The sequence below is a fragment of the Streptomyces sp. NPDC059787 genome (genome assembly GCF_042732315.1).
Taxonomy (GTDB): domain Bacteria; phylum Actinomycetota; class Actinomycetes; order Streptomycetales; family Streptomycetaceae; genus Streptomyces; species Streptomyces atrovirens.
In genome coordinates, this window is the sequence record NZ_JBHWHX010000057.1 from 1 (window position 1) to 20,583 (window position 20,583).

The 20,583-nt window shown below is 73.9% G+C and carries 21 protein-coding genes and 1 pseudogene; 9 read left to right on the forward strand and 13 right to left on the reverse strand.

Annotated elements, in window-relative coordinates:
- Positions 1 to 32 precede the first annotated feature (32 nt).
- The 5 genes from ACFV5H_RS33215 to ACFV5H_RS33235 form a co-directional block, all read right to left on the reverse strand.
- The gene (locus ACFV5H_RS33215) at positions 33 to 521 is read right to left on the reverse strand and encodes a DUF5709 domain-containing protein (protein WP_385055548.1); all 489 of its coding nucleotides are present in this window, start codon (positions 519 to 521) and stop codon (positions 33 to 35) included.
- 104 nt (positions 522 to 625) lie between these two features.
- The gene (gene prcB / locus ACFV5H_RS33220) at positions 626 to 1,471 is read right to left on the reverse strand and encodes a proteasome subunit beta (protein WP_385055545.1); all 846 of its coding nucleotides are present in this window, start codon (positions 1,469 to 1,471) and stop codon (positions 626 to 628) included.
- 79 nt (positions 1,472 to 1,550) lie between these two features.
- Positions 1,551 to 3,035, reverse strand: coding sequence for a hypothetical protein (locus ACFV5H_RS33225; RefSeq protein ID WP_385198552.1), 1,485 nt, complete (start codon positions 3,033 to 3,035; stop codon positions 1,551 to 1,553).
- Positions 3,036 to 3,203: 168 nt separating this feature from the next.
- On the reverse strand, positions 3,204 to 5,558 hold the full coding sequence (locus tag ACFV5H_RS33230) for a glycoside hydrolase family 65 protein (protein ID WP_385198553.1): 2,355 nt from the start codon (positions 5,556 to 5,558) through the stop codon (positions 3,204 to 3,206).
- Entirely contained in the window at positions 5,555 to 6,292 is a 738-nt protein-coding gene (locus tag ACFV5H_RS33235) for an HAD family hydrolase (protein ID WP_385055538.1), read from the reverse strand. Before ACFV5H_RS33235 ends, ACFV5H_RS33230 begins: the two co-directional genes overlap by 4 nt.
- Before the next feature lie 93 nt (positions 6,293 to 6,385).
- Here ACFV5H_RS33235 and ACFV5H_RS33240 point away from each other — a divergent pair, with 93 nt between their 5' ends.
- The 3 genes and pseudogenes from ACFV5H_RS33240 to ACFV5H_RS33250 all read left to right on the forward strand — a co-directional run.
- The gene (locus ACFV5H_RS33240; protein ID WP_385198554.1) at positions 6,386 to 7,048 is read left to right on the forward strand and encodes a nucleoside/nucleotide kinase family protein; all 663 of its coding nucleotides are present in this window, start codon (positions 6,386 to 6,388) and stop codon (positions 7,046 to 7,048) included.
- 16 nt (positions 7,049 to 7,064) lie between these two features.
- Positions 7,065 to 7,577, forward strand: a complete 513-nt coding sequence (locus ACFV5H_RS33245) for a GNAT family N-acetyltransferase (RefSeq protein WP_385055533.1) — start codon at positions 7,065 to 7,067, stop codon at positions 7,575 to 7,577.
- A 25-nt stretch (positions 7,578 to 7,602) separates the two neighbouring features.
- Positions 7,603 to 8,356: pseudogene (locus ACFV5H_RS33250) on the forward strand (glycosyltransferase family 39 protein); the annotation flags it as partial.
- A 12-nt stretch (positions 8,357 to 8,368) separates the two neighbouring features.
- Here ACFV5H_RS33250 and ACFV5H_RS33255 read toward each other — a convergent pair.
- Positions 8,369 to 8,782 carry a DUF3662 domain-containing protein gene (locus ACFV5H_RS33255; RefSeq protein WP_385055554.1) on the reverse strand — a complete coding sequence of 138 codons (414 nt, stop codon included), beginning with the start codon at positions 8,780 to 8,782 and terminating at the stop codon, positions 8,369 to 8,371.
- 47 nt (positions 8,783 to 8,829) lie between these two features.
- Positions 8,830 to 8,991, reverse strand: coding sequence for a hypothetical protein (locus ACFV5H_RS33260; protein ID WP_385055531.1), 162 nt, complete (start codon positions 8,989 to 8,991; stop codon positions 8,830 to 8,832).
- Between the two features lie 171 nt (positions 8,992 to 9,162).
- Here ACFV5H_RS33260 and ACFV5H_RS33265 point away from each other — a divergent pair, with 171 nt between their 5' ends.
- The 3 genes from ACFV5H_RS33265 to ACFV5H_RS33275 all read left to right on the forward strand — a co-directional run bounded on the left by ACFV5H_RS33265 (position 9,163) and on the right by ACFV5H_RS33275 (position 13,257).
- Positions 9,163 to 10,080, forward strand: a complete 918-nt coding sequence (locus tag ACFV5H_RS33265) for a MurR/RpiR family transcriptional regulator (protein ID WP_385055528.1) — start codon at positions 9,163 to 9,165, stop codon at positions 10,078 to 10,080.
- Positions 10,081 to 10,372: 292 nt separating this feature from the next.
- A complete protein-coding gene (locus ACFV5H_RS33270) occupies positions 10,373 to 10,747 on the forward strand; it encodes a hypothetical protein (RefSeq protein ID WP_385055525.1) in 375 nt (124 codons plus the stop codon).
- A gap of 113 nt (positions 10,748 to 10,860) precedes the next feature.
- Entirely contained in the window at positions 10,861 to 13,257 is a 2,397-nt protein-coding gene (locus ACFV5H_RS33275; protein WP_385055522.1) for a SpoIIE family protein phosphatase, read from the forward strand.
- 8 nt (positions 13,258 to 13,265) lie between these two features.
- Here ACFV5H_RS33275 and ACFV5H_RS33280 read toward each other — a convergent pair whose 3' ends face one another.
- Together ACFV5H_RS33280 and ACFV5H_RS33285 are read right to left on the reverse strand one after the other, a co-directional pair.
- Positions 13,266 to 13,877: a peptidoglycan-binding protein gene (locus ACFV5H_RS33280; RefSeq protein WP_385055520.1), complete on the reverse strand. Its 612-nt coding sequence runs from the start codon at positions 13,875 to 13,877 to the stop codon at positions 13,266 to 13,268.
- A 74-nt stretch (positions 13,878 to 13,951) separates the two neighbouring features.
- The gene (locus tag ACFV5H_RS33285; protein WP_385055518.1) at positions 13,952 to 14,782 is read right to left on the reverse strand and encodes a hypothetical protein; all 831 of its coding nucleotides are present in this window, start codon (positions 14,780 to 14,782) and stop codon (positions 13,952 to 13,954) included.
- 130 nt (positions 14,783 to 14,912) lie between these two features.
- Here ACFV5H_RS33285 and ACFV5H_RS33290 point away from each other — a divergent pair, with 130 nt between their 5' ends.
- Positions 14,913 to 15,632, forward strand: coding sequence for a TetR family transcriptional regulator (locus tag ACFV5H_RS33290; RefSeq protein WP_385055515.1), 720 nt, complete (start codon positions 14,913 to 14,915; stop codon positions 15,630 to 15,632).
- A 160-nt stretch (positions 15,633 to 15,792) separates the two neighbouring features.
- Positions 15,793 to 16,209 (forward strand): Zn-ribbon domain-containing OB-fold protein, encoded by a 417-nt coding sequence (locus ACFV5H_RS33295; protein WP_385055513.1) that lies wholly within the window; start codon positions 15,793 to 15,795, stop codon positions 16,207 to 16,209.
- Positions 16,210 to 16,228: 19 nt separating this feature from the next.
- On the opposite strand, the gene ACFV5H_RS33300 is transcribed toward ACFV5H_RS33295, so the two are convergent.
- The 3 genes from ACFV5H_RS33300 to ACFV5H_RS33310 form a co-directional block, all read right to left on the reverse strand.
- Complete coding sequence (locus tag ACFV5H_RS33300) at positions 16,229 to 16,609, reverse strand: PPOX class F420-dependent oxidoreductase (protein ID WP_385055510.1); 381 nt, start codon at positions 16,607 to 16,609, stop codon at positions 16,229 to 16,231.
- Positions 16,610 to 16,771: 162 nt separating this feature from the next.
- The gene (locus tag ACFV5H_RS33305) at positions 16,772 to 17,503 is read right to left on the reverse strand and encodes a class I SAM-dependent methyltransferase (RefSeq protein WP_385055551.1); all 732 of its coding nucleotides are present in this window, start codon (positions 17,501 to 17,503) and stop codon (positions 16,772 to 16,774) included.
- Positions 17,496 to 18,695, reverse strand: coding sequence for a MalY/PatB family protein (locus tag ACFV5H_RS33310; protein WP_385055507.1), 1,200 nt, complete (start codon positions 18,693 to 18,695; stop codon positions 17,496 to 17,498). Before ACFV5H_RS33310 ends, ACFV5H_RS33305 begins: the two co-directional genes overlap by 8 nt.
- Positions 18,696 to 18,855: 160 nt before the next feature.
- Here ACFV5H_RS33310 and ACFV5H_RS33315 point away from each other — a divergent pair, with 160 nt between their 5' ends.
- Positions 18,856 to 20,232, forward strand: coding sequence for a S1 family peptidase (locus ACFV5H_RS33315; RefSeq protein ID WP_385055504.1), 1,377 nt, complete (start codon positions 18,856 to 18,858; stop codon positions 20,230 to 20,232).
- On the opposite strand, the gene ACFV5H_RS33320 is transcribed toward ACFV5H_RS33315, so the two are convergent.
- Positions 20,211 to 20,549 (reverse strand): hypothetical protein, encoded by a 339-nt coding sequence (locus ACFV5H_RS33320; RefSeq protein WP_385055502.1) that lies wholly within the window; start codon positions 20,547 to 20,549, stop codon positions 20,211 to 20,213. The genes ACFV5H_RS33315 and ACFV5H_RS33320 overlap by 22 nt on opposite strands.
- Between the last annotated feature and the right edge of the window lie 34 nt (positions 20,550 to 20,583).

Consider the following 20,583-nt stretch of genomic DNA (forward strand, 5'->3'; position numbering starts at 1 on the left):
GATCGCACCGGGCCGGCGGCGCCGTGCCGGGGTCAGGTTCTGTCCCGGTCCTCCGGGAGCGCCGTCTCGTCCTCCACGACGTGCATCGCGGCCTCCTCCGCGCCGGCCGCTCCCGCGTCGATGCCGACGTCCTCGGCGACGGACTCCTTGGTGGTGTCCGGGTGGGCGCCCTCGTCCGGGGCGACCAGGCGTCCGGCGCGGCCGGTGCCCGCCTCCGGGTCGACCGGCTCGCCCTCGCCGCCGGGGAGGTCGCCCACCGCGTCCCCGGCGGGCGCGGACGCGTCCGGCACCTCCTGGGCCAGCCGCTGGTCGAGGCTCTCCCCGTCGTGCTGCTCTGCGGCCGTGGTGCCGTACTTGGTCACGCCGAGCGGCTTCTCCGGCGGGGAGTAGCCCTCGTCGAGGGTGTCGTCGTAGGTCCGTTCGTCGAGGGCGTCCTGCATGTCGAGCGGCGCGGCGTCCTCCTGCTCCTCGTTGCTCCCGGTGGGCTGGTAGGCGTCGTCCCCCATCGGCTCGGTGCCCATGGTTTCCTCCCTGTCGCGCTGCGTCGGCTCGTTCGCCTCGGGTGTCAGATCCGCGTTTCCCGTGACGCGACCTCTAACCCCAGTGCGTTCGGCGACAGGAAGGATCAGAGGGGCGCGTTCGGGCCGTCCGGGCGGGAGTGGCGCCGGCCGACCACGTCGAGGCTCAGCCGCCGGATCTCGGTCTCGTCGAGCCGTTCGTAGCCGTCCTCGGTGATGACCGACACGACCGGGAAGATGCGGCGGGAGAGATCGGGGCCGCCGGTCGCCGAGTCGTCCTCGGCGGCGTCGTAGAGGGCCTCCAGGGCGGCCAGGGCGGCCTCGTCGCGGGACATGCCGGGCCGGTGGAGCTTCTTGAGGGCGCCTCTGGCGTACGGGGATCCGGAGCCCTCCGTGTGGAAGCCGTGCTTCTCGTAGCGGCCGCCGGCGGCGTCGTAGGAGAAGATCCGGCCCCGTCCTCCCCCGGGCGCGGTGGTGTCGTAGCCGGCGAGCAGCGGGACGACGGCGAGGCCCCGCATCGCCTGGGCGAGGTTCTGGCGGATCATGGTGGCGAGCCGGGTCGCCTTGGCGCCGAGGGTCATCGGGATGCCCTCGATCTTCTCGAAGTGGGCGAGTTCGACCTGGTAGAGCCGCACCATGTCGAGGGCGATCCCCACGGAGCCGGCGATCGCGACGGCGGTGTGGTCGTCGGCGGGCAGCACCTTCTCCAGATCGCGCTGGGCGATCAGGTTGCCCATGGTGGCCCTGCGGTCACCGGCGATCAGTACGCCGTCGCCGTAGGTGAGGGCGAGGATCGTGGTGCCGTGCGGGACCTCCGCGGCACGGACGCCCTCGGGGAAGGTGCGCGTGCCCAGCAGTTCGGGGCGGTGGGCCGCCAGGAACTCGGTGAAGGACGAGCTTCCCGCAGTGAAGAACTCATCCCCCAGCCGCCCTTCGTGGTCGCTCTCCGCCATACCGTTTCCCCCTCGTCGCTCCTTCGCGCACCGACAACCGACTCCTACCTGGACCGGGTGCGCGGAAAACCCGTCGCCGTCAGCCGGAGCCGGGCGCCGGGGCGATACGGGCTTCGAGGCCGCCGATCCGGTGGACGGGCCAGGAGCGGGCGTAGCCGGGCGGTGTGCCGCCGGGCCCGGTGAGGGCGGCGACCGGGACGCGGTCCGCGGTGCGCAGGATCTCGGCGGCCGTGGTGTTCTCGTTGTTACCGGCGGTCGCGCCGGAGGAGCAGCCGGTGTAGTAGCCGATGGGGATCGCCTCGTGGCCGGTGATCAGACAGGGCGGGCGGACACCGAGCCGGTGCAGGTCGTCGGCGGTGCGGGCCCAGTCCCGGCGGCTGTCGACGTTGCGGTCCACGGTGTGCACGAGGACGGTCAGCTGCACCGTGAGATGACCGGCCAGGCCGAGTGCGACCAGGGTTCCGGCCGCGGGCCGCCACTTTCCGCGCGGTGCCGTGACCAGGTACCACAGCGCGTCGGCGACCGGGATCGCGAGCAGGGCGTAGGCGGGCTGGAGGAAGCGGGGCGCCGCGTACTCGATCATGAACAGGTAGGGCAGGGCGACGGTCGTGGCGCAGGCCAGCGGCACCACGGTGCGCAGGGTGCGGCGGGCCCGCACGGCGACGATCAGTCCGAGGACGGCGAGCAGCGGCAGGACGAACCACCACAGGGTGATCACCGGGTGGGGCATCTGGCCCGTGCACGGACGGCACAGGGCGCGCCCGCCCAGGCTGCGCAGCTGGTCGTCGACGGCGAGGTTCAGGCCGAGTCCGCCCTGGATGCGGGAGGCCTCGGCGAGCCGCTCCCGCAGGCCGCCGAACGCGGTGTACGCCTCGACCACCCAGGGGACCGCTCCCGCCAGCAGACCGCCGACGAGGGCGAGCAGGGACCGCCCGTGCCGGCCGGCCAGGGCGAGGACGAGGAGCGGGAGCGTCGCCCAGACGGCGTCGGTGGGCCGCATCCAGGCCATGAGCGCGGCCCCCGCCGCCACTCCCCACAGGGGGCCGCCGGACGAGGGGTCCGCGCGGTGGCGCAGGAGGCAGCCGGCGGCGGTCAGCGCGCCGACGGCGACCCAGTAGTTGGGCATGGCCTGGGGACCGTAGAAGAGCGTGATCCACAGGGAGGCGAAGAAGGCGCCCGCGGTGACCAGGACCCGGGTGGGGAACAGACCGCGCCAGGCGCGCAGGGCCAGGAAGAGGGCGAGGCCGGAGAGCAGAGCGAGGTGGACGCGCAACAGGGCTGTGGACTCGGACCAGGACGCGACGGGCGCCACCAGCAGGGACACCCCGCGGGAGCGGGGGGCGCTGAAGAAGGCGGCCGGGTGGTGGGAGGTGACCTGGCTGGTGTAGACGATCTCGTCCCAGCCGAGGCCCAGCACGGGGCGGACCAGGGCGAGTTGGGCGAGGACGAAGACAGCGGCGAGCACCGCGAGCGGGCGGGTGCCGCCGCGCGGTGACGGGCCCGGTCCGGCCCGCTGCTCGCGCTTCCGTATGCCGGCGAGAAGGGCACCGGTGCCGTCGGTCATCGTCCGTCCCTCATTCCCGCGCGTCATCGGGTCCCGGGTTCCACGGGCCCTGCGCTCTGAAGGACGGGTACCAGGAGACCGGCGTTCCGGAGATCACCGACAAACTAACCCGCGTGCGACGGGCCCGCAGGACGGGATACGGCCGTCCGCCCCGGGGCCCGCCGCCGGTCAGCGCGGGTGCGGACCCCGGTGCGGGGGCTGCTCGGGCGCCGGGCGGGGCCGGGGCGGCGGGACGGGACGCTCGGCGGGGGCGCCCTCGCGCACGGTCAGCTCGGTGCCGTGGTGACGGATGGTCAGCGGCGCTCCGGAGCGGAGCGTGTACGTCGCCCGGTCCCCGGTGACCTCCACGCGCAGGCACCGGCCGAGGAACCGCAGGGTGAAGGCCAGGCGGCGCAGCCTCGACGGCAGCCGGGGGGTGAAGCGGAGGCTGCCGTCGTCCCAGCGCATGCCGCCGAACCCGGCGACCAGGGCCGTCCAGGTGCCGGCCAGGGAGGCGATGTGCAGTCCGTCGCGGGTGTTGTGCTCCAGGTCCGCGAGGTCCATGAGGGCGGCCTCGGCGGTGTAGGCGTGGGCCAGGTCCAGGTGGCCGGTGCGGGCGGCGAGGACGGCCTGGACGCAGGCCGACAGCGAGGAGTCCCGTACGGTCAGCGGCTCGTAGTAGGCGAAGTTGCGGGCGATCTGCTCCTCGCCGAAGACCTCCTCGAAGTAGCCGGCACAGGTGTGCATCGCCAGCACCAGGTCCGCCTGCTTGATCACCTGTTTGCGGTAGAGGTCGAAGTAGGGGAAGTGCAGCATCAGCGGGTACTGGTCGGCGCGGGTGCCGGCGAAGTCCCAGCGCTGGTAGCGGGTGAAGCCCGCGTGCTGTTCGTGCACGCCGAGTTCGTCGTTGTAGGGGAGGTTCACGGCTTCGGCGGCGTCCCGCCAGCCGGCGCTCTCCTCCTCGTCGACGCCGAGGTCCGCCGCCCGGTCCGGGTGCCGTTTGCAGGCGTCGGCGGCGGCCAGCAGGTTCGCCCGGGCCATGAGGTTGGTGTACGTGTTGTCGTCGGCGACGGCACTGTACTCGTCCGGCCCGGTGACCCCGTCGATGTGGAAGACGCCCCGGTCGTCGTGGTGGCCGAGGGAGCGCCAGAGGCGGGCGGTCTCCACCAGGAGCTCCACGCCGGTGTCGCGTTCGAAGCGCTCGTCGCCGGTGGCCTGGACGTAGCGCACCACGGCGTCGGCGATGTCGGCGTTGACGTGGAAGGCGGCGGTACCGGCCGGCCAGTACGCGGAGCCCTCCGATCCCTCGATGGTGCGCCAGGGGAACGCGGCCCCGCGCAGGCCTAGTTGGGTGGCGCGCTCGCGGGCGACGGGCAGGGTGGTCTGCCGCCAGCGCAGCGCCTCGGCGGCGGCGTCCGGCACGGTGCAGATCAGCAGGGGCAGCACGAACACCTCGGTGTCCCAGAAGGCGTGGCCGTCGTAGCCGGAGCCGGTCAGCCCCTTGGCGGGTATCGCGCGCCGCTCGGCGCGGGCCCCGGCCTGCAGGACGTGGAAGAGGGCGAAGCGTACGGCCTGCTGGATCTCCTCGTCGCCGTCGACCTCGACGTCGGCGCGGGCCCAGAAGTCGTCGAGGTAGGCCCGCTGTTCGTCGAGGAGTCCCTGCCAGCCGCTGTGCGCGGCGGCGGCCAGCGCCGCCTCCACCTGGTCGCTCATCGCGGGCCGGGAACGGGCGCCGGACCAGCCGTGGGCGACGAGTTTCTCCACCCGCAGCCGCTGTCCCGGCTCCAGGACGGAGGTGACGGTCAGCCGGGCCATGTCCACGTTGCTCTCGCAGCCGGTGGTGGTGCGTTCGGGGCCGTCGACGACGTGGTCGGCGGCCACGGCGACCCTGATACCGCTGCGCCGGGTGCGGTGCACCAGGCGCAGCCGGTGGTCCTCGGCGAAGTCCTCCTCGGGTTCCAGCGGGGACTTCAGGGCGCGGGCGGCGCGCGGGTCGCCGTCCGGTCCGGGCAGGCTCTCGTTGGTGACGAGTTCGGACTGCAGCACCACGCGGGTGCGGCTGTCGACGGGCTCGACCTCGTAGGCGACGGCGGCGACGGCCCGCTGGGTGAGGGAGACCAGCCGGGTGGAGCGCACCCGGACCGTGGACCCGGCCGGGGAGGTCCACTCGCAGACCCGCTCGAGGACGCCCCGGCGCAGGTCCAGGGTCCGTTCGTGGCTGACGAGGCGCCCGTAGCGCAGGTCGAACGGCTCGTCGTCGACCAGCAGCCGGATCACCTTGCCGTTGGTGACGTCGATGACCGTCTGGCCCGACTCCGGGTAGCCGTAGCCGGCCTCGGCGTAGGGCAGGGGGTGAAGTTCGTGGACGCCGTTGAGGTAGGAGCCGGGCAGGCCGTGCGGTTCACCCTCGTCGAGGTTGCCGCGCCAGCCGACGTGGCCGTTGGACAGTGCGAACACGGACTCGCTCTGCGCCAGGACGTCGAGGTCCAGGCTGCGTTCGCGCACGGTCCACGGTTCGACGGCGTACGCCCGCTGTGTGATCACTTGTCGTCTCCGAGTTCGGCGAGGTCCGTCACGACCCGGTCGGCGCCGTGCGCGTACAGCGCGTCGGTCTGGCCCACCCGGTCCACGCCGACGACGTATCCGAAGTGCCCGGCGCGGCCCGCGTCCATGCCGGCCAGCGCGTCCTCGAACACGGCGGCCCGGGACGGCTCGACACCGAGGTCCCGGGCGGCGGCGAGGAAGGTGTCGGGTTGCGGCTTCCCCGGCAGGCCGCGCTCGGCGGCGACCACGCCGTCGATCCGGACGTCGAAGAGGTCCTCGGCACCGATCGACCGCAGTACGTCACGGCAGTTGGCGCTGGAGGAGACGATCGCGGTGCGCAGTCCGCGGGCGCGGACCGCGGCGAGGTAGCGCAGCGTGCCGTCGTAGGCCTCCACGCCGTCGGCGCGGATCCTCTCCAGCAGCAGTTCGTTCTTGCGGTTGCCGAGGCCGTGCACGGTGCGGGCGTCGGGCGGGTCGTCGCGTTCGCCCTCGGGCAGTTCGATGTCGCGGGAGGCGAGGAAGGTGCGGACGCCGTCGGCGCGCGGGCGGCCGTCGACGTACTCGTCGTAGTCGGTGTCGGTGAAGGGCCGGAGGGCGTCGCCGTCCCGTTCGCGGAGGAAGGCGTCGAACATCTCCCTCCAGGCGGCCTTGTGGACGACGGCCGTCCTGGTGACGACGCCGTCGAGGTCGAAGAGGCAGGCGAGGATGTCATCGGGCAGACCCAGATCCGTCATACGGGACACCGTTCCCCGTACGGCGCCGAACAGTGAGTGGCGCGGGCCACATGGCGGCAGGACGCCCGCTTCCCAAGTGACACACTCTCCCGTGTGGCGCTGACCTTCGACGACCTCCTCCGCCGTGCCCGTGCCCTTCCGCAGGGCGGCCGGCGCGCGATCCTCGGCATCGCCGGCAGTCCGGGCGCGGGCAAGTCCACGCTCGCGGAGCGGCTGGTGCGGGAGCTGAACGGCACCGGGGAGCCATGGGTCGCGCAGGTGCCGATGGACGGCTTCCATCTCGCCGACGCCGAACTCGACCGTCTCGGCCGCCGCGGCCGCAAGGGCGCCCCGGACACCTTCGACGCGGCCGGATACGCGGCACTGCTGCGGCGGCTGCGCGAGGAGACGTACGACGACGTCGTGTACGCCCCCGGCTTCGAGCGGACACTGGAGCAGCCGCTCGCGGGCGCGCTGCCGGTACCGCCGGCGGCCCGGCTGGTGGTGACGGAGGGCAACTACCTGCTGCTGGACACCGGCGCCTGGGCGCGGGTCCGGCCGCTCCTCGACGAGGTGTGGTTCTGCGTCCTGGACGAGGAGGAGCGGCTGCGGCGGCTGATCGCCCGGCACGAGGAGTTCGGCAAGAGCCACGAGGAGGCGGTGGCGTGGGTCGGGCGCAGCGACCGGCGCAACGCCGAGCTGGTCGCGTCGACGCGGGACAGGGCCGACCTGGTGGTCCGGCCACCGGAACCGGCTGGACGGGGTGCGGCCCGGTGACGCAGGCTCTCGTCTCATGATCAGAGAAGCCACCGTGCACGACGTCCCCGAGATCCGCGCGATGATCCGCGAACTCGCCGCCTACGAGAAGGCCGCCGAGCAGGCCCGCGCCACCGACGAGCAGCTCCGCGCGGCCCTGTTCGGCGAGCACCCCGCCGCGTCCGTCCTGATCGCCGAGGACGACGACACCGGCGGTGTCGCGGGGTTCGCGCTGTGGTTCCCGCGCTTCTCGACCTGGACCGGTACGCGCGGGATGCACCTGGAGGACCTCTACGTCCGCCCGGACACCCGCGGTGCCGGACACGGCAAGGCGTTGCTGGCCGCCCTCGCGGCGATCTGCCGGGAGGACGGTTTCGAACGCTTCGAGTGGGTGGTGCTCGACTGGAACGAACCGGCGATCGCCTTCTACGAGTCGCTCGGCGCGGAGCTGCTGGAGGAGTGGACGGTGTGCCGGCTGACCGGTGCCCCGCTGGAGGAACTCGCCGCGCGGGCGGTTCCCCCCGTGGGCGGGGGGCCGGTGCGACAGTAGGGGCCCGTGAGGGGCCTTGCGGCGGGTGATCGCCGTCAAGGTGGCGGTCGCCGATCCGCACCTCGATGCGGGATTCGACGGCGCCCGGGGCGAGTCGGGGCGGCATCTGCTGTACGGGTGGGGCAACGGCCCCTGGCGGCTGATGTTCCGGGCGCGCCTGCCGGTGATCGTCCTGACGCTGCTGTCCGGGCTCGTCGTGTTCGCCTTCGCCCGTGAACCGGCCGGTGCGGCGGGCGCCCCGGCCGCGCTCGCGCTGTACCACCTCTCCCCCGACGTGATCGCCCGCGGTTCGCCGGCCACGCTCGATGTGCCGGCCACCGGGTCCGTCCTGACCCGGGTGTGGCTGCCGTGGCGGGCACGCCGACGGCCGCGGCTCCGTCTGCCGCTCGCGGGCGTGGCGTTCGGGGCGGCGACGAGGAAGAGCGTGCTGCCCGCGCCGCCGGTGACGGGCCGTACTCCGACGAGGCGTTCGGCGGCCCGTCGAAGACCCGGTTCCGGCCGCACGACTCGAACGTCGACCGGGGCCAGGACCTCGGCCGGCTCGCCGACCGGCTGCGCGAGCGGTACCGCGGGGAGCGGATCCGGCTGGTCCACAAGGGCGGTGGGGCGCCCTCGCACTACGGCATCCGTGCCGCCGATCCGCTCCGGGTGCCGCCCGCCGAGGCGCACGGGGTGCCGGTGTCGGACTTCGCGGCGGCCAAGGCGACCGGCCGGCCGGGTCGATCGACAGCAGCCGCCCGGCCGACGACGTCGGCCACTCGATCACGGTCCACCGGCGCCGACCCGCACCGTCAGCCGGGCGTCGCCTGCCCCGCGCGCAGGAAGGCGTCGGCGCTCACGTGCGGCATCACGCTGCTCGCCACGCGGAAGCGGCCGTTGGGGACCTCGGCGGACCGGCGGACGTGCACGGCGAGCGGGCCCGCCCATTCGTAGCCGTGGCGCGCGGCGTGCCGGGCCAGCCGGTCGGTGAGCGCCTGCCCCACGCGGCTGCCGCGACGGGTCAGTTCCTCGTGCACGGGTTCGGCCAGTTCCACGTCGTAGGCGTTGGGGACCATCACCCGGCCCGCCCGGCACACCACGGCGTGGCTGTCGCACTCGCGCCGCAGGGCGTCGACGAGTTCGACCGGCTCCCGGCCGAACAGCCGCGCCCACAGCGCTTCCCATCGGTTCTCCAGGGCGTCTTCCAGCGCGCTCAGGGCGCTCATGCTTTCACCTGCTGTTGTAGTCGAGGGCGGGGAACGGTGGGTGTGGTCTAGCGTTCCTGGAAGTCGTCGGGCTTGATCTCGGCCTCCTCCAGCGCCTCGCGCATCGTGCGGCCGGTACCGCCCCGGGTGCGCGCCTCGTTGTCGTCCTGCCGCTCGACGATGTCGTCGGTGTCCCGGGTCTTCGGCCGGTTCTCCTCGGGGACGGTCATGTCCGGTGGCTCCTGGTGTGTCATGGGGTTTCTGCCTCGCTGTGCCGTCGGGTTCCCCCGGGAGGCGCGGATATCCCCGGTGGAGCGGTCCGGTGTGCTCCGGTGAGCAGCCTGGTCGTCACGGCGGGTGGGCTATGTTGAACCCTCGTGGGAGACGAAGGAGGCGCACCGGTGCGATCGCCGCAGCAGGCACGCGCACAGGCATCCGCGATCACCTCGGGGAAGGCGGGCCAGGACCCGGAGGTGTCCCCGACGGCCCAGCTCCGCACGCTGTTCGACCGGCCCCGGCTCTCCCCCGGCCAGCGGCGCATCGCCCAGTACCTGATCGAGCACATCGCCGAGGCGGCGTTCCTGTCGATCACGGATCTCGCGGACCGGGCCGGGGTGAGCCAGCCCTCGGTGACCCGGTTCGCCTCGGCGGTCGGCTTCAGCGGTTACCCCGCGCTGCGGGAGAGGCTCCAGTCGATCACGCTCGGCACCCGCTCCGGCGGTCCCGCCGAGGAGATCCGGGGCAACGAGCTGCAGGCGGCGGTGGACGCCGAGATCGAGAACCTGGAGAACCTGCGGCGGGACTTCGCCGACGCCGACCGGTTCATCGAGGTCGGCCGCCGGCTGTCCGCGTCCACTCCGCTCACCGTGCTCGGGCTGCGCATCTCCGTCTCCCTGGCCGAGTACTTCGCCTACGCCGCCCGCCGTGTCCACCCGGACGTCCGGCTCGTGACGCTGGGCGGCAGCGTCGCCTACGACGCGCTGCTGCAGTCTCGGGAAGCGGGCGGCAGCTGGGTGCTGGCGTTCTCCATGCCGCGGCACGCCCAGGAGACCCTGACCGCGGTGCGGGTCGCCCGCAGCGCCGGGCTGAAGGTCGCGCTGATCACCGATCTGGCGCTGGGCCCGATCGTGGACGAGGCCGACGTCACCTTCGCCACCGGCACCGGATCCCGGCTGGTGTTCGACTCCTACGCCGCTCCGGTCGTGATGTGCGCGGCGCTGCTGCAGGCCATGACGGACGCGGATCCGGAACGGACGCAGGCCCGGCTCGACGAGTACGAGCACGTCGCCGACGAGCACCAGTTCTTCCTCAGGGACTGACCCCGCCGGAGGTCACCTCATGGGAAACTCCCGTATCGAAGCACGCATGAATGTTTTCATACGTCTTGCAAACCAGATGGCATATATAAATACTGCTCACGGATCACGGCCCGGCCGCTCAGCACCGGGCGCCTGCACGGACACCCGAAGCCGCCGGCACCTACCCGCTCCGGCGGCCGGGGTGTCGGCCGGGCATCCCCTGCCCGGCCACTCGCGGCGGCCCCGGTCATCCCCTGGGTCGGGGCCGCCCCACTCCGTCGTCCATCCACGCGACGCCGTACACCCGGAAGCGATGACCATGCCCTTGACGACCACGCGACTCGGTCCCGACTGGCCCTGCCAGGTCAAGACCCCCGGCAGCTACGACTGGGAACGCTCGGCGGCCAAGTGGCTGCGTGAGCTGGTGCCCGCGCGCTACGCGAGCTACCCGGCGTTCGTCCGGCACCCCGTCCTGCTGGCCCGGCACGCCCAGATCCAGGTCGAGCACGAGATCCGGGTGGCCCGCACCGCCCTGCAGACCGCCCGGTCCGACCTGCCCCGGGCCGGACTGCGCGAAGGGGTCATCGAGCACACGATCAAGCTCTACGCGGCCGAGGTCACGCAGCTCCAGCACATCGCCCGCAGCGTACGGGCGGTCACCCAGGCCCTGGCCGAGTCCGGCCGCTGACCACGGCCCCCACCCGGTGCGCACGCCACAACCCCCAGGTCAGGACCGTCCGCGGATTCCGGACGAACAAGCCGGTCAACGAACCGGAAGACGTGTGCGATGCTCATGGCGTGATGAGGGAGCCCATTGTCCCGGCAGGGCCCGGAGCCGCGCCGGACCTGGTGGAACTGGCCAAGGTCGTCGCCCGGCAGCGTGCCGAGATGGACCGGCTGCGCGAGCAGGCCGCGACATCGGCCGTCGTGGAGCGGGCCAAGGGGGTCGTGATGGCGCTGAGCGGATGCTCCGCCGACGCCGCCGGGGAGACCCTGCTCCAGCGGGCCAAGGCGGCCCGCCGCACCCTGCTGGAGGAGTGCTGGATCACCCTGGGGGAACTGGCACCCGCCCGGTCCGGTGAGCCGTCCGCACGGCCGGCCGAGGAGACCGGGGACGCCACGGCCGGCCTCCCCGAGTCCGACCCTCCGGGAACACCCTCGGCCCCCGACGACGTCGCCGCCGCCCTGAGCCGCCTCGCCCGGGTCCTCGTGCGCACCGGCACCCCTCAGGAGCTGGCCCGGTGCCTGCTGGAACACCTCGGGCCGGACCTGGCCGCGGACTCGGTCATGATCTACGGCCGTCGTACCGGCGGCGGTCTCGAACTGCTCGGGCACGCCGGGATCGACGAACGGCTGGCCACCCGGTGGCGTCAGGTGCCCCCCTTCAGCGGGGTCGCCGCGCTGAACGCCCTCGAATCCGGCGAACCCCTCTGGCTGGAGGACTTCGCCGGGGACAGCACGCGGTACCTGCTGATCGGCGACCCGCCCGGGCGGTGGCGCTCGCGCGTCTGGCTGCCGCTGCCCGGCGGGGAGGGCCCCGAGATCTGCGTCGGTGTGCTGCGCGAGCGCTCCGGCCCCTTCACCCCGCGCGACCGCGCCCATCTGCGCGGAGTGGTCCGGCTCTGCGCCGGCCGGCTGCGTACGTTCACCGCCCCGTCCGAACCCGCGGCCGACCCGCTCCCGGACTCCGTACGGGCGCTGTTCGCGGCGCTGCCGGTCCCGGCGATGCTGCTGACCCCGCTGCGCGGTCCGTCCGGCGGGGCCGAGGACTTCCGGGTGGACGCCCTGACGGCGCAGGCGGCCGACGTCCTGGGCGGCACCGGGGGCGATCCGGCCGGGCGGCGGCTGCGGGAGGTGCGGCCCGACCTGGTCGACACACCGGTGTGGCGGGGCTGCCTGGACGCCCTGGCCGGCGGGGGGACGTACGAGAGCGAGCCGTTCGCCCACCAGGAGGCCGTGAACGGCGCCACCGAGCTGGCCACATACTCCGTACGGGTGACTCCGCTGGAGGGCGCGCTGGTCGTCACCTGGGTCCGGCACGCCTCCTCCGACCGGCAGGAGCAGCGGCTCGCCGACCTGCAGCGGCTGGGCAAACTCGGCTGGGCCAACTGGAACCTGACCACGTCCGAGGCGTCCTGGTCGTCGCAGGTCTTCGTGCTCCTCGGCCGGGACCCCGCGGACGGGCCCGTCCGGCTCGTCGACCTCCCCGCGCTCGCGGTGCCCGAGGACCGGTCCGCGCTGGGCCACGCCGTCGACGCCCTGATCCACGAGGGGCTGCCGCTGGACACCCCGTTCCGGGTCCGCGGCACGCGCGGTGTCCGGCATCTGCGGCTCGCCGCCGAGGCGGTGGCCGACCTGCACGGCACGCCCGTCGAGGTGCACGGCTTCGTGCAGGACCTGACCGCGCGGCGGCGGGCCGAGCTCGCCCTGGTGGAGACCGAGCGGGCCATCGTCACCCAGCACGACGTGCTCCAGGCCGAGCGGTCCCTGGTCGCCCGGCTGCAGAACGCCCTGCTGCCGCTGCCCGAGCGGGTGGTCGACCTGGCCGGACTGCGCGTCGAGGTCGCCTACCTTCCCGCCCAGGCCGGCATACACGTCGGCGGCGACTGGTTCAGCGCCATCGAACTGCCCGACGGCGACGCCCTGTTCGTCGTCGGCGATGTCGCCGGGCACGGGATCGGCGCCGTGGCCACCATGGCCCAGCTGCGGTTCACCGCCAAGGGCATGGTCATCACCGGCTCCTCGCTGACCGGCGCGCTCGCCCGGCTCAACACCCTGCTGCTGCACTCCCGCGACAGCCACGGCACCGCGACCATGGTGCTCGCCCGCTACCGGCCGGCGGAGCGGCGCCTGGTCTGGGCGCAGGCGGGACACACCCCGCCCCTGCTGCTGCGCGACGGCGAGGTGACGTATCTGCGCCGGCCCAGCGGCATACTGCTCGGCGGCACCACCACGCCCCACTTCGAGGAGGCCGAGTGCCGTCTCGAACCGGGCGACCGGGTGCTGCTGTACACCGACGGTCTGGTGGAGCGGCCCCCGGAGAACATCGACGTGGGCCTCGGGCGTCTCGCCGAGGCCGTGGCGGCCCACCCCGGTGACGAGGCCGGGTCCCTGGGCACGCTGCTGGAGGCGATGCTGGAGGACGAACGCCGCGACGACGTGTGCGTGCTGGACATCCGGGTGCCGAAGGAGCGGTAGCCACCGGGTCAGCCGGTGCGGGACTCCAGCGCGAGGCGGGTGTCGTCGCCGTAGACGCCGGTCTCGTCGCCCCGGACGCCGTACCAGAGCTGGAAGCGGGCGACGGCGGCGGAGAGGGTGGCGTCGTAGCGGCCGTCGGTGGCGCCGGACCGGTAGACGTCCGGGACGCGCAGCAGCCGCTCCTGGAGTTCGGTCACCTCGGGGCCCGAGTCGCCCTCGCTGAGGAACCCCCGCTCGGCGGGGGCGGGCGGGGCCGGGGTGACGGGGGCGGTCGTGGACGGACGCGGGGCGGGTGCCGCGCGGTCGCCGGCGCCGCGTTCCATGAGCAGGAGCGCGCCGCCGAAGCCCGCCACCGCGGCGGCGGCCACGGCGAGCGCCGGTGCGGTGCGGCGGATCCCGGAGGTGTGCCGGGCCGCGGGTACGGGCGGGAGTTCCCGCGTCCGGTCCTCGGACCCGTGCGGCGGCCGGGGCGGCGGCACCGACTCGTACCCGCCCCGCCCCTCCTCCTCGAACTCCCGGAACAGCTCCGCGAGTGCGTCGGTGCGGCGCGGGCGCAGGACGCGGACGGGTTCGAGGGGCGGCCCGTCGTGCGGCCGCCCCGGTCCGGACGGTGTCGTCACGTCGCTCTCCTTCCGTGCCGCGCGGGGAGTCGGCCCGCTTGCGCACAGAGGTACGTGACGGAGGCCCTCGGGGTTCAGGCGTCGCGGAGGAAGCGGCGCAGGGACGCCGTCATGGCGGACACGAACGCCTCCCGGCCGGTGTCGTCGAGGGCGTCGAGGGACAGGTAGGGGTTGAGGTCCTCCAGTTCGACCAGCAGCAGTTCGCCGCCCGGCGCGCGGCAGGCGTCGACGCGCTGGATGCCGTGGTCGAGGGTGTTCCAGTCGATGAAGCCCCGGGCGAAGTCCAGGTCGTCCCGGCCTGGTTCGTACGGCTCCAGCTCCCAGCGGCGCTCGGGGCGCGGGGCGTAGAGGGCGTACTGGAAGTCGTGGTCGACGAAGTAGAAGGAGACCTCGTGGGCGAAGTCGACGTACGGCTGCACCAGGACGTCCCCGTCGACGAGTCCGCGCACCTCGTCCGCGGGGACGACGCGCAGCCCTATGGAGTCGGCGCCGAGCCTGGGCTTGACCACGTACCGCTCCGTGCCGGGCAGCCGGTGCAGGTCCTCCGGCCGGTCGACGGTGGGGATCACCGGACGGCCGGCGGCGGTCAGGTCGAGCAGGTACTGCTTGCCGGCCATGTCGCCCCTGCCGGTGAGCGGGTTGTAGACCGGTGTGCCGGTCGCGGCGGCGCGCTCGCGGAAGGCGTCGTAGGCGTCCCGGTAGGCCAGTACGGGACCGCTGTTGCGGACCACGACGGCGTCGAAGCCGTCCATCAGGGCGGCGGCGTCCCGCGGATGGCACAGGGCGAGGTCGATGTGCTCGCGCAGCCGGGAGGTGAGGAAGACGTCCTCGTCGCAGTAGCGGCGCCCGCGGGCCGGGTAGGCCAGGTCGGTGACGTACAGGACGCGGGGGCGGGCGGGCGGCATACGTGCTCCTCGGGGACGGCGGTGGCTCGATCATAGGAACGACCTGCGGGAAGGGGACACGGCGGTACTGAGTTCCGTGTGTGGCGTGCACCGAGTGCCACCAGTGGCTTCCCGGTGCTACGTTCCGTGCATGAGCTCCAGCAGTGCGGCTCCCGGCCGCGGGGACAGGGCCGAGAAGCCGCCGATGCGGGACGCCCTGGTCGCGGCGGCGTTCCGGCTGTTCCTGGAGCGGGGCTACGAACAGACCACGGTCGACGATATCGTGGCGCTCGCCGGAGTGGGCCGGCGGTCCTTCTTCCGCTACTTCCCGTCCAAGGAGGACGTGGTCTTCCCCGACCACGAACGCTGCCTCGCCGACATGACGGCCTTCCTGGCGGCGGGCTCCGACGACGATCCGGTGCGCAGGGTCTGCGACGCGGCCCGGCTGGTGCTGCTGATGTACGCCGAGAACCCCGCGTTCTCCGTGCAGCGCTACCGCCTCACCAAGAGCGTGCCCGGACTGCGGGCGTACGAGTCGTCCGTGGTCTGGCGGTACGAGCGGGCGCTGGCCGGATTTCTGCGGGACCGTTTCGCCGGTCTGCCCGACGGCGTCCTCCGCGCCGATGTGATCGCCGCGGCGGTGGTCGCGGCGCACAACAACGCGCTGCGCTCCTGGCTGCGTTCGGACGGGAAGGGGGACGCGGAGGCCGCGGTGGACCACGCGCTGGGGCATGTGCGGGCCACGTTCGGCGCCGGGCCCGTCGCCGCGGCGGGCGAGGGGCCCGGGGACGTGGTGGTGGTCGTCTCGCGGCGCGGGGTACCGCTGTGGAGGGTGGTGCAGGAGCTGGAGACCGCGCTCGGGCGCGGGTGACCCTGCACGGATGTCCACCCCATTTTGGGGGTACGGAGTGCCTTTACGAGTGGCACTGAGTGCCATACTCTGTGGCTGTGCACGGTGGCAGGGCGCACCGGCACGCGCGTGCCGGGTGACCGCACGCGGGATTCCGGCCGAGTGCAGGGAGTTGACCAGCGTGTACCACCACTCAGGAAGCGTCGCTCAGCAGGCAGCCGGCTCCGCGACGGGTGTCCTCGATCCCCGGGGCGAGGACCATGCGGAGGCCATGCTCTTCCAGCGCTGCACCTGGTGCGGCACCGCCATGTACCACCGGCTGCTCTGCCCGGTCTGCCAGGGCAGTGACCTGCGCACGGAGCGCAGTGAGGGCGTCGGGACGGTCCGCCATTCCACGGTGCTGCACCGCAACACCCCGGCGGCCCGCAATGTGTCCCTGATCGAGATGGCCGAGGGGTTCGTGGTGCGCGGCCGGGTCATGGGGCCGCCCATCGGCATCCACGGCGGCGACCGGGTGCGGCTGTCGACGGCCAAGGACCCGGTGCGCAGCGAGCCGGTCTTCCAGCTGGTGGACGAGCCGTTCCGGGCCTGGACCTGACGGTCCGCCGGCCCGCGTCTCAGAGGGTGATGCGGATGCCGACCGTACCGCTCGGGCCCCGGCGAAGGCGGCTGCCCAGCAGGGTCAGCCGGCCGATGAGGCCGTACTTGCGGCCGATCAGCTTCCGGTAGCGGGCGGTGGTGACCGGATCGCAGATCTCCGCGGTGGCGGGCACCTGGTCACCGGTCGGGTTGCCGCGTACGTCGCAGGGGCCGACGAGGACGTCGGCGCGGGCGCGGATCCGCTTCACCTTCCACGAGTCGGCGACGGTCCACACCCCGAGCGCGTCACCGTCCCGCACCACCCACACCGGCGTGGCGACGGGCGTGCCGTTCTTCCGGTAGCTGGTGACCAACAGGTACTTCCCCGCCCCGAGCAGGTCCCGCAACGCGTCGTCCATGCGGGGAAGTCTAAGCAGGTCCGGCGAAGTCCGCTGCGGTTCGGCAGCGTTCTGGAGGTACGCGGGACCGTACCGACGTGCGGCCACCGCCGCGCGGGCGCGACCGGCCACGACGGCGCCGCGGACGATCGAGGGCACATCGCCGTACCGCCGGCGGAGCGCTCAGGCCCCCGGGCGCCGCGCGACGAAGACGAACTCCCGGCCCGGGCGGTCGGGGGCGTCCCGTACCTCCTCCACCACGTAGCCGTGCCCTTCGAGGTCCGCCTCGACCTCCTCCCGCTCGCGGAAACGCAGCGTCGAGTCCGAGGTCAGTACCGCCCCGTCCGCGGCGAACACGTAGGTGGTGCGGAACGTCACCAGCGGGCCGTCCACCTCGGTCACCCGGTGCCAGCTCTCGACCGTGCCGACACCGGGTACGTCCGCCCTGCCGTACGACTCCTCCCGGGTCCACCGCTCCCAGGCCCGCCGGGCCGGATCGCGGGTCTCGAACACCAGGCGTCCCCCGGGTCGCAGTGCCGCGTGGGCTCCGCGCAGGGTGCCGTGCCAGGCGCCGGGGTCGGCGACGGCCTGGGCGACGTTCGCCGTCATGGTCGCCAGATCGACCCGCAGCGGCGGCAGCGCCGTCGCGTCGCCCTCGATCCAGCGGACCCGTGCGCCGCCCGGCTTGCCCCGCGCCACGTCGAGGGACGCCCCGGCGGGTTCGACCCCGACGACCTCGATCCCCCGGCCGGCCAGGAGCAGCGCGAACACCCCTGTTCCGCAGCCGATGTCCAGCACCCGCCGGGCACCGAACTCCTCCGCCATGCCGAGGTACGCGTCGAGATCGCTCCGGTCGGGGTCGAGCGGGTCGTAGACCGCGGCGAGCCGCGGGTGGCCGTAGCACTCGTCAGCCACGGGCACCGCCCGCGCGCTCCACGGCGTCCGCCATCCGCCGCACCGCCTCTCCGAGCACCTCGGGCGAGGCGGCGAGGTTCAGCCGGGCGTGGCCGGCTCCTCCGGTGCCGAAGGGCAGGCCCGAGTTGAGCGCCACGCGGCCGTGCCGGAGGAAGGTGCCGGCGGGGTCGTCGCCGAGACCGAGGGCGCGGCAGTCCAGCCAGGCGAGGTAGGTGGCGTCGCCCGGCCGGTAGCGGACCGCCGGCAGCCGCTCGGCCAGGAGGTCCGCGAGCAGCCGGCGGTTGGTGTCGAGGCCGGCGAGCAGGGCGTCCAGCCACGCGGTGCCGTCGCGCAGGGCGGCGGTGTGGGCGAGGACGCCGACGTGGCTCGGGCCGTGGCCGACCTCCTCGGGCATCCGCGCCAGGTCGCCCGCGGCCTCGGGCCCCGCGACGGCGAGGGCCGCCTTGAGCCCGGCCAGGTTCCACGCCTTCGACGCCGACATCAGCGACAGGCCGCGCTCGCCGCCCGGCACGCTCAGGTACGGCACGAACCGCGTGTCGCCGACGGCCAGCGGGGCGTGGATCTCGTCGGCGACGACGCGTACGCCGTACCGCTCGGCGAGGGCGGCGACGGCGGACAGTTCGTCGGCGGTGTGCACGGTGCCGGTGGGGTTGTGCGGGCTGCACAGCAGGTGGGCGGCCCGCCGCCGGCCGGCCGTCACCCGCCGGAAGGTGTCCTCCAGGACGTCGAGGTCGATCCGCGCGTCGGCGCCGAGCGGGGCCTCGGCCACCTCCCGGTCCAGGTGCCGGACGAAGTCGTGGAAGGGCGGGTACACCGGCGAGTTCACCACCACCGCGTCCCCGTACCCGGTGACCAGTTTCAGCATCTCGACCACGCCCAGCATGACGTCGGGCACGATCGCGGTGCGCTCCACGGCGAGCCCGCCCCAGTCCCACCGCTTGTCCGCGAAGGCGGCCAGCGCCTGGGCGTAGGCGGTGCCCGCGGGGTAGCCGGTGTCGCCGAGCTCCATCGCCTCGGTGACGGCGCGGACGACCGGTCCGGCCAGGGGCACGTCCATCTCGGCCACCCACAGGGGCAGCACGTCCTCCGGGTAGGTCCGCCATTTCATGCTGGTGCGGCGGCGCAGGCGGTCCAGGTCGAGGGCGTGCAGCGGATTCGGTTCACCGGACGTCTCGTGCGGAACCCTGGTCATGAACACACGATAAGGGCCGTGGTGTGAACGGACATCGGGACGACGGCCCGCGCCCGGTCTGAACGCGCCGGGTTCCGGACCCGTATGGGAAGAGGGCCTCCGACTCAGGGAGGCCCTCGCGGTGCGCGCGCACCGCGCTGCCGAGGTTCGGGAGCCACGCATGAGGCACGCACGACGACGGGTCGTCCGGCGAGTGACACGGCTGGCGGCCGTCGGCGGACTCCTCCTGGGGGCCACGATGGTCACCCACGCCGTCGCCAGCGAGCCCCGCGCGCCCGACGCGGTCCCGTTCGCCACCGCCGAGGAGACGGCGGCCGGGCCGGGCGCCGGCCTGGTGTCGAAGCTCGGCACGTCCCGTACGGCGGGCAGCTGGATCGCCGCCGACGGCAGGACGGTGGTCGCGGTCACCGACGAGGAGGCGGCGGCCGAGGTGCGTGAGGCCGGCGCCGAGCCGAGGATGGTGCGGCACAGCATGGACGACTTCAGGTCCGCGACCGGGACACTGCGTTCGGCGCCGCGCGTGCCCGGGACGGCGTGGGCCATGGACTACCGGACCAACGAGGTGGTGGTCCGGGGCGACAGCACGGTGTCGGCGGAGGACTGGTCCGAGCTGACCGAAGTGGCGGAGGGCATCGGCGGTTTCGTCCGCATGGAGCGGAGCGAGGGCACCTTCACCACCCGGCTCAACGGGGCGCTGCCCATCCTGTCGACGGCCGGCCGCTGTTCGGCGGGCTTCAACGTGACCGACGGGGAGCGGGACTTCATCCTCACGGCCGGGCACTGCGGGCCCGACGGGTCGGTGTGGTTCGCCGACAACCAGGGCAGGCAGGAGGTCGGGACGACGGTCGGCAACAGCTTCCCCGGGGACGACTACTCGCTGATCGAGTACGCCGGCGGCCGGGCCGGCGAGGGCGCCGGTGTGGTGGCGGTCGGCGACGGCAAGGGCGTACGGATCACGGGGGTGGCGGATCCGACGGTGGGCCAGCGGGTGTTCCGCAGCGGCAGCACCAGCGGGCTGCGGGACGGTGAGGTGACCGCGCTCAACGCGACGGTGAACTATCCCGAGGGCACGGTCAGCGGTCTCATCGAGTCGGATGTGTGCGCCGAACCCGGGGACAGTGGTGGTCCGATGTTCTCCGAGGGCGTCGCGCTCGGTGTCACGTCGGGCGGCAGCGGTGACTGCCGGACGGGCGGTACGACGTACTTCCAGCCGGTGACGAAGGCGCTGGCGCGGCTCGGCGTACGGCTCATCGTGGCGCCCGGGGCCGACGGGGGTGCGGCGACGCCCTCCCCCGCCCCGTCGGACGCGCGGGGCGCGGCGGCTCCGGATGCCGCCTCGCCGGGGTCGTCGACCCCGGTGCGGGGCATCCTCCCGGATCCGTCGACCCTGTTGTCCCGGCTGGCCGACCCCCGCAACGTCGGCCCAGGGCTGCTGGTGATCGCGGGCAGCCTGGTCGCCCTGGTGGCGTCGCGCTGGATACGGGCGGAGCAGGACCGCAAGGAGTACCGGCGCCACTACTCGGCGTCGTGGGGCTGAGCGGACGGCGGGCGCGGACCTTCAGCCGATGGTGAGCAGCACGGTCGCCGGGGCGGCCCCGGCAGCCCGGCGGCCTGCCGTCGGGAGACGTGTTCGCGCAGGACGGCGGCGGTCCGGCCCGCGACGACCGGCCGCAGCCCGCTCACGGGGCCGGCCTGGCCGAGGGCGACGTACTGCACGGCGACACCGGCGCCGGACAGGGCGCCCCAGAGGAGGTCGGAGCCGACGAGGGCGTCGGCGGGAAGGAGGAGGGCGGCCCCTGCGGCGAGCAGGAGGCCGCCGAGCCGGCCGAGGAAGGTGACGGCGGCATGAGGCACGCGGCGGGACAGCAGTCCGCCGGCGAAGTCGACG

Bases quoted from the DNA above. Each gene is read 5' to 3' on its own strand.
- ACFV5H_RS33300 (WP_385055510.1), bottom strand. From the start codon at position 16,609: ATGGACGACGCGTTGCGGGACCTGCTCGGGGCGGGGAAGTACCTGTTG.
- ACFV5H_RS33225 (WP_385198552.1), bottom strand. From the start codon at position 3,035: ATGACCGACGGCACCGGTGCCCTTCTCGCCGGCATACGGAAGCGCGAG.
- ACFV5H_RS33275 (WP_385055522.1), top strand. From the start codon at position 10,861: ATGAGGGAGCCCATTGTCCCGGCAGGGCCCGGAGCCGCGCCGGACCTG.
- ACFV5H_RS33285 (WP_385055518.1), bottom strand. From the start codon at position 14,782: ATGCCGCCCGCCCGCCCCCGCGTCCTGTACGTCACCGACCTGGCCTAC.
- ACFV5H_RS33215 (WP_385055548.1), bottom strand. From the start codon at position 521: ATGGGCACCGAGCCGATGGGGGACGACGCCTACCAGCCCACCGGGAGC.
- ACFV5H_RS33310 (WP_385055507.1), bottom strand. From the start codon at position 18,695: ATGACCAGGGTTCCGCACGAGACGTCCGGTGAACCGAATCCGCTGCAC.
- ACFV5H_RS33315 (WP_385055504.1), top strand. From the start codon at position 18,856: ATGAGGCACGCACGACGACGGGTCGTCCGGCGAGTGACACGGCTGGCG.
- ACFV5H_RS33255 (WP_385055554.1), bottom strand. From the start codon at position 8,782: ATGAGCGCCCTGAGCGCGCTGGAAGACGCCCTGGAGAACCGATGGGAA.
- prcB (WP_385055545.1), bottom strand. From the start codon at position 1,471: ATGGCGGAGAGCGACCACGAAGGGCGGCTGGGGGATGAGTTCTTCACT.
- ACFV5H_RS33260 (WP_385055531.1), bottom strand. From the start codon at position 8,991: ATGACCGTCCCCGAGGAGAACCGGCCGAAGACCCGGGACACCGACGAC.
- ACFV5H_RS33290 (WP_385055515.1), top strand. From the start codon at position 14,913: ATGAGCTCCAGCAGTGCGGCTCCCGGCCGCGGGGACAGGGCCGAGAAG.
- ACFV5H_RS33270 (WP_385055525.1), top strand. From the start codon at position 10,373: ATGACCATGCCCTTGACGACCACGCGACTCGGTCCCGACTGGCCCTGC.
- ACFV5H_RS33245 (WP_385055533.1), top strand. From the start codon at position 7,065: ATGATCAGAGAAGCCACCGTGCACGACGTCCCCGAGATCCGCGCGATG.
- ACFV5H_RS33235 (WP_385055538.1), bottom strand. From the start codon at position 6,292: ATGACGGATCTGGGTCTGCCCGATGACATCCTCGCCTGCCTCTTCGAC.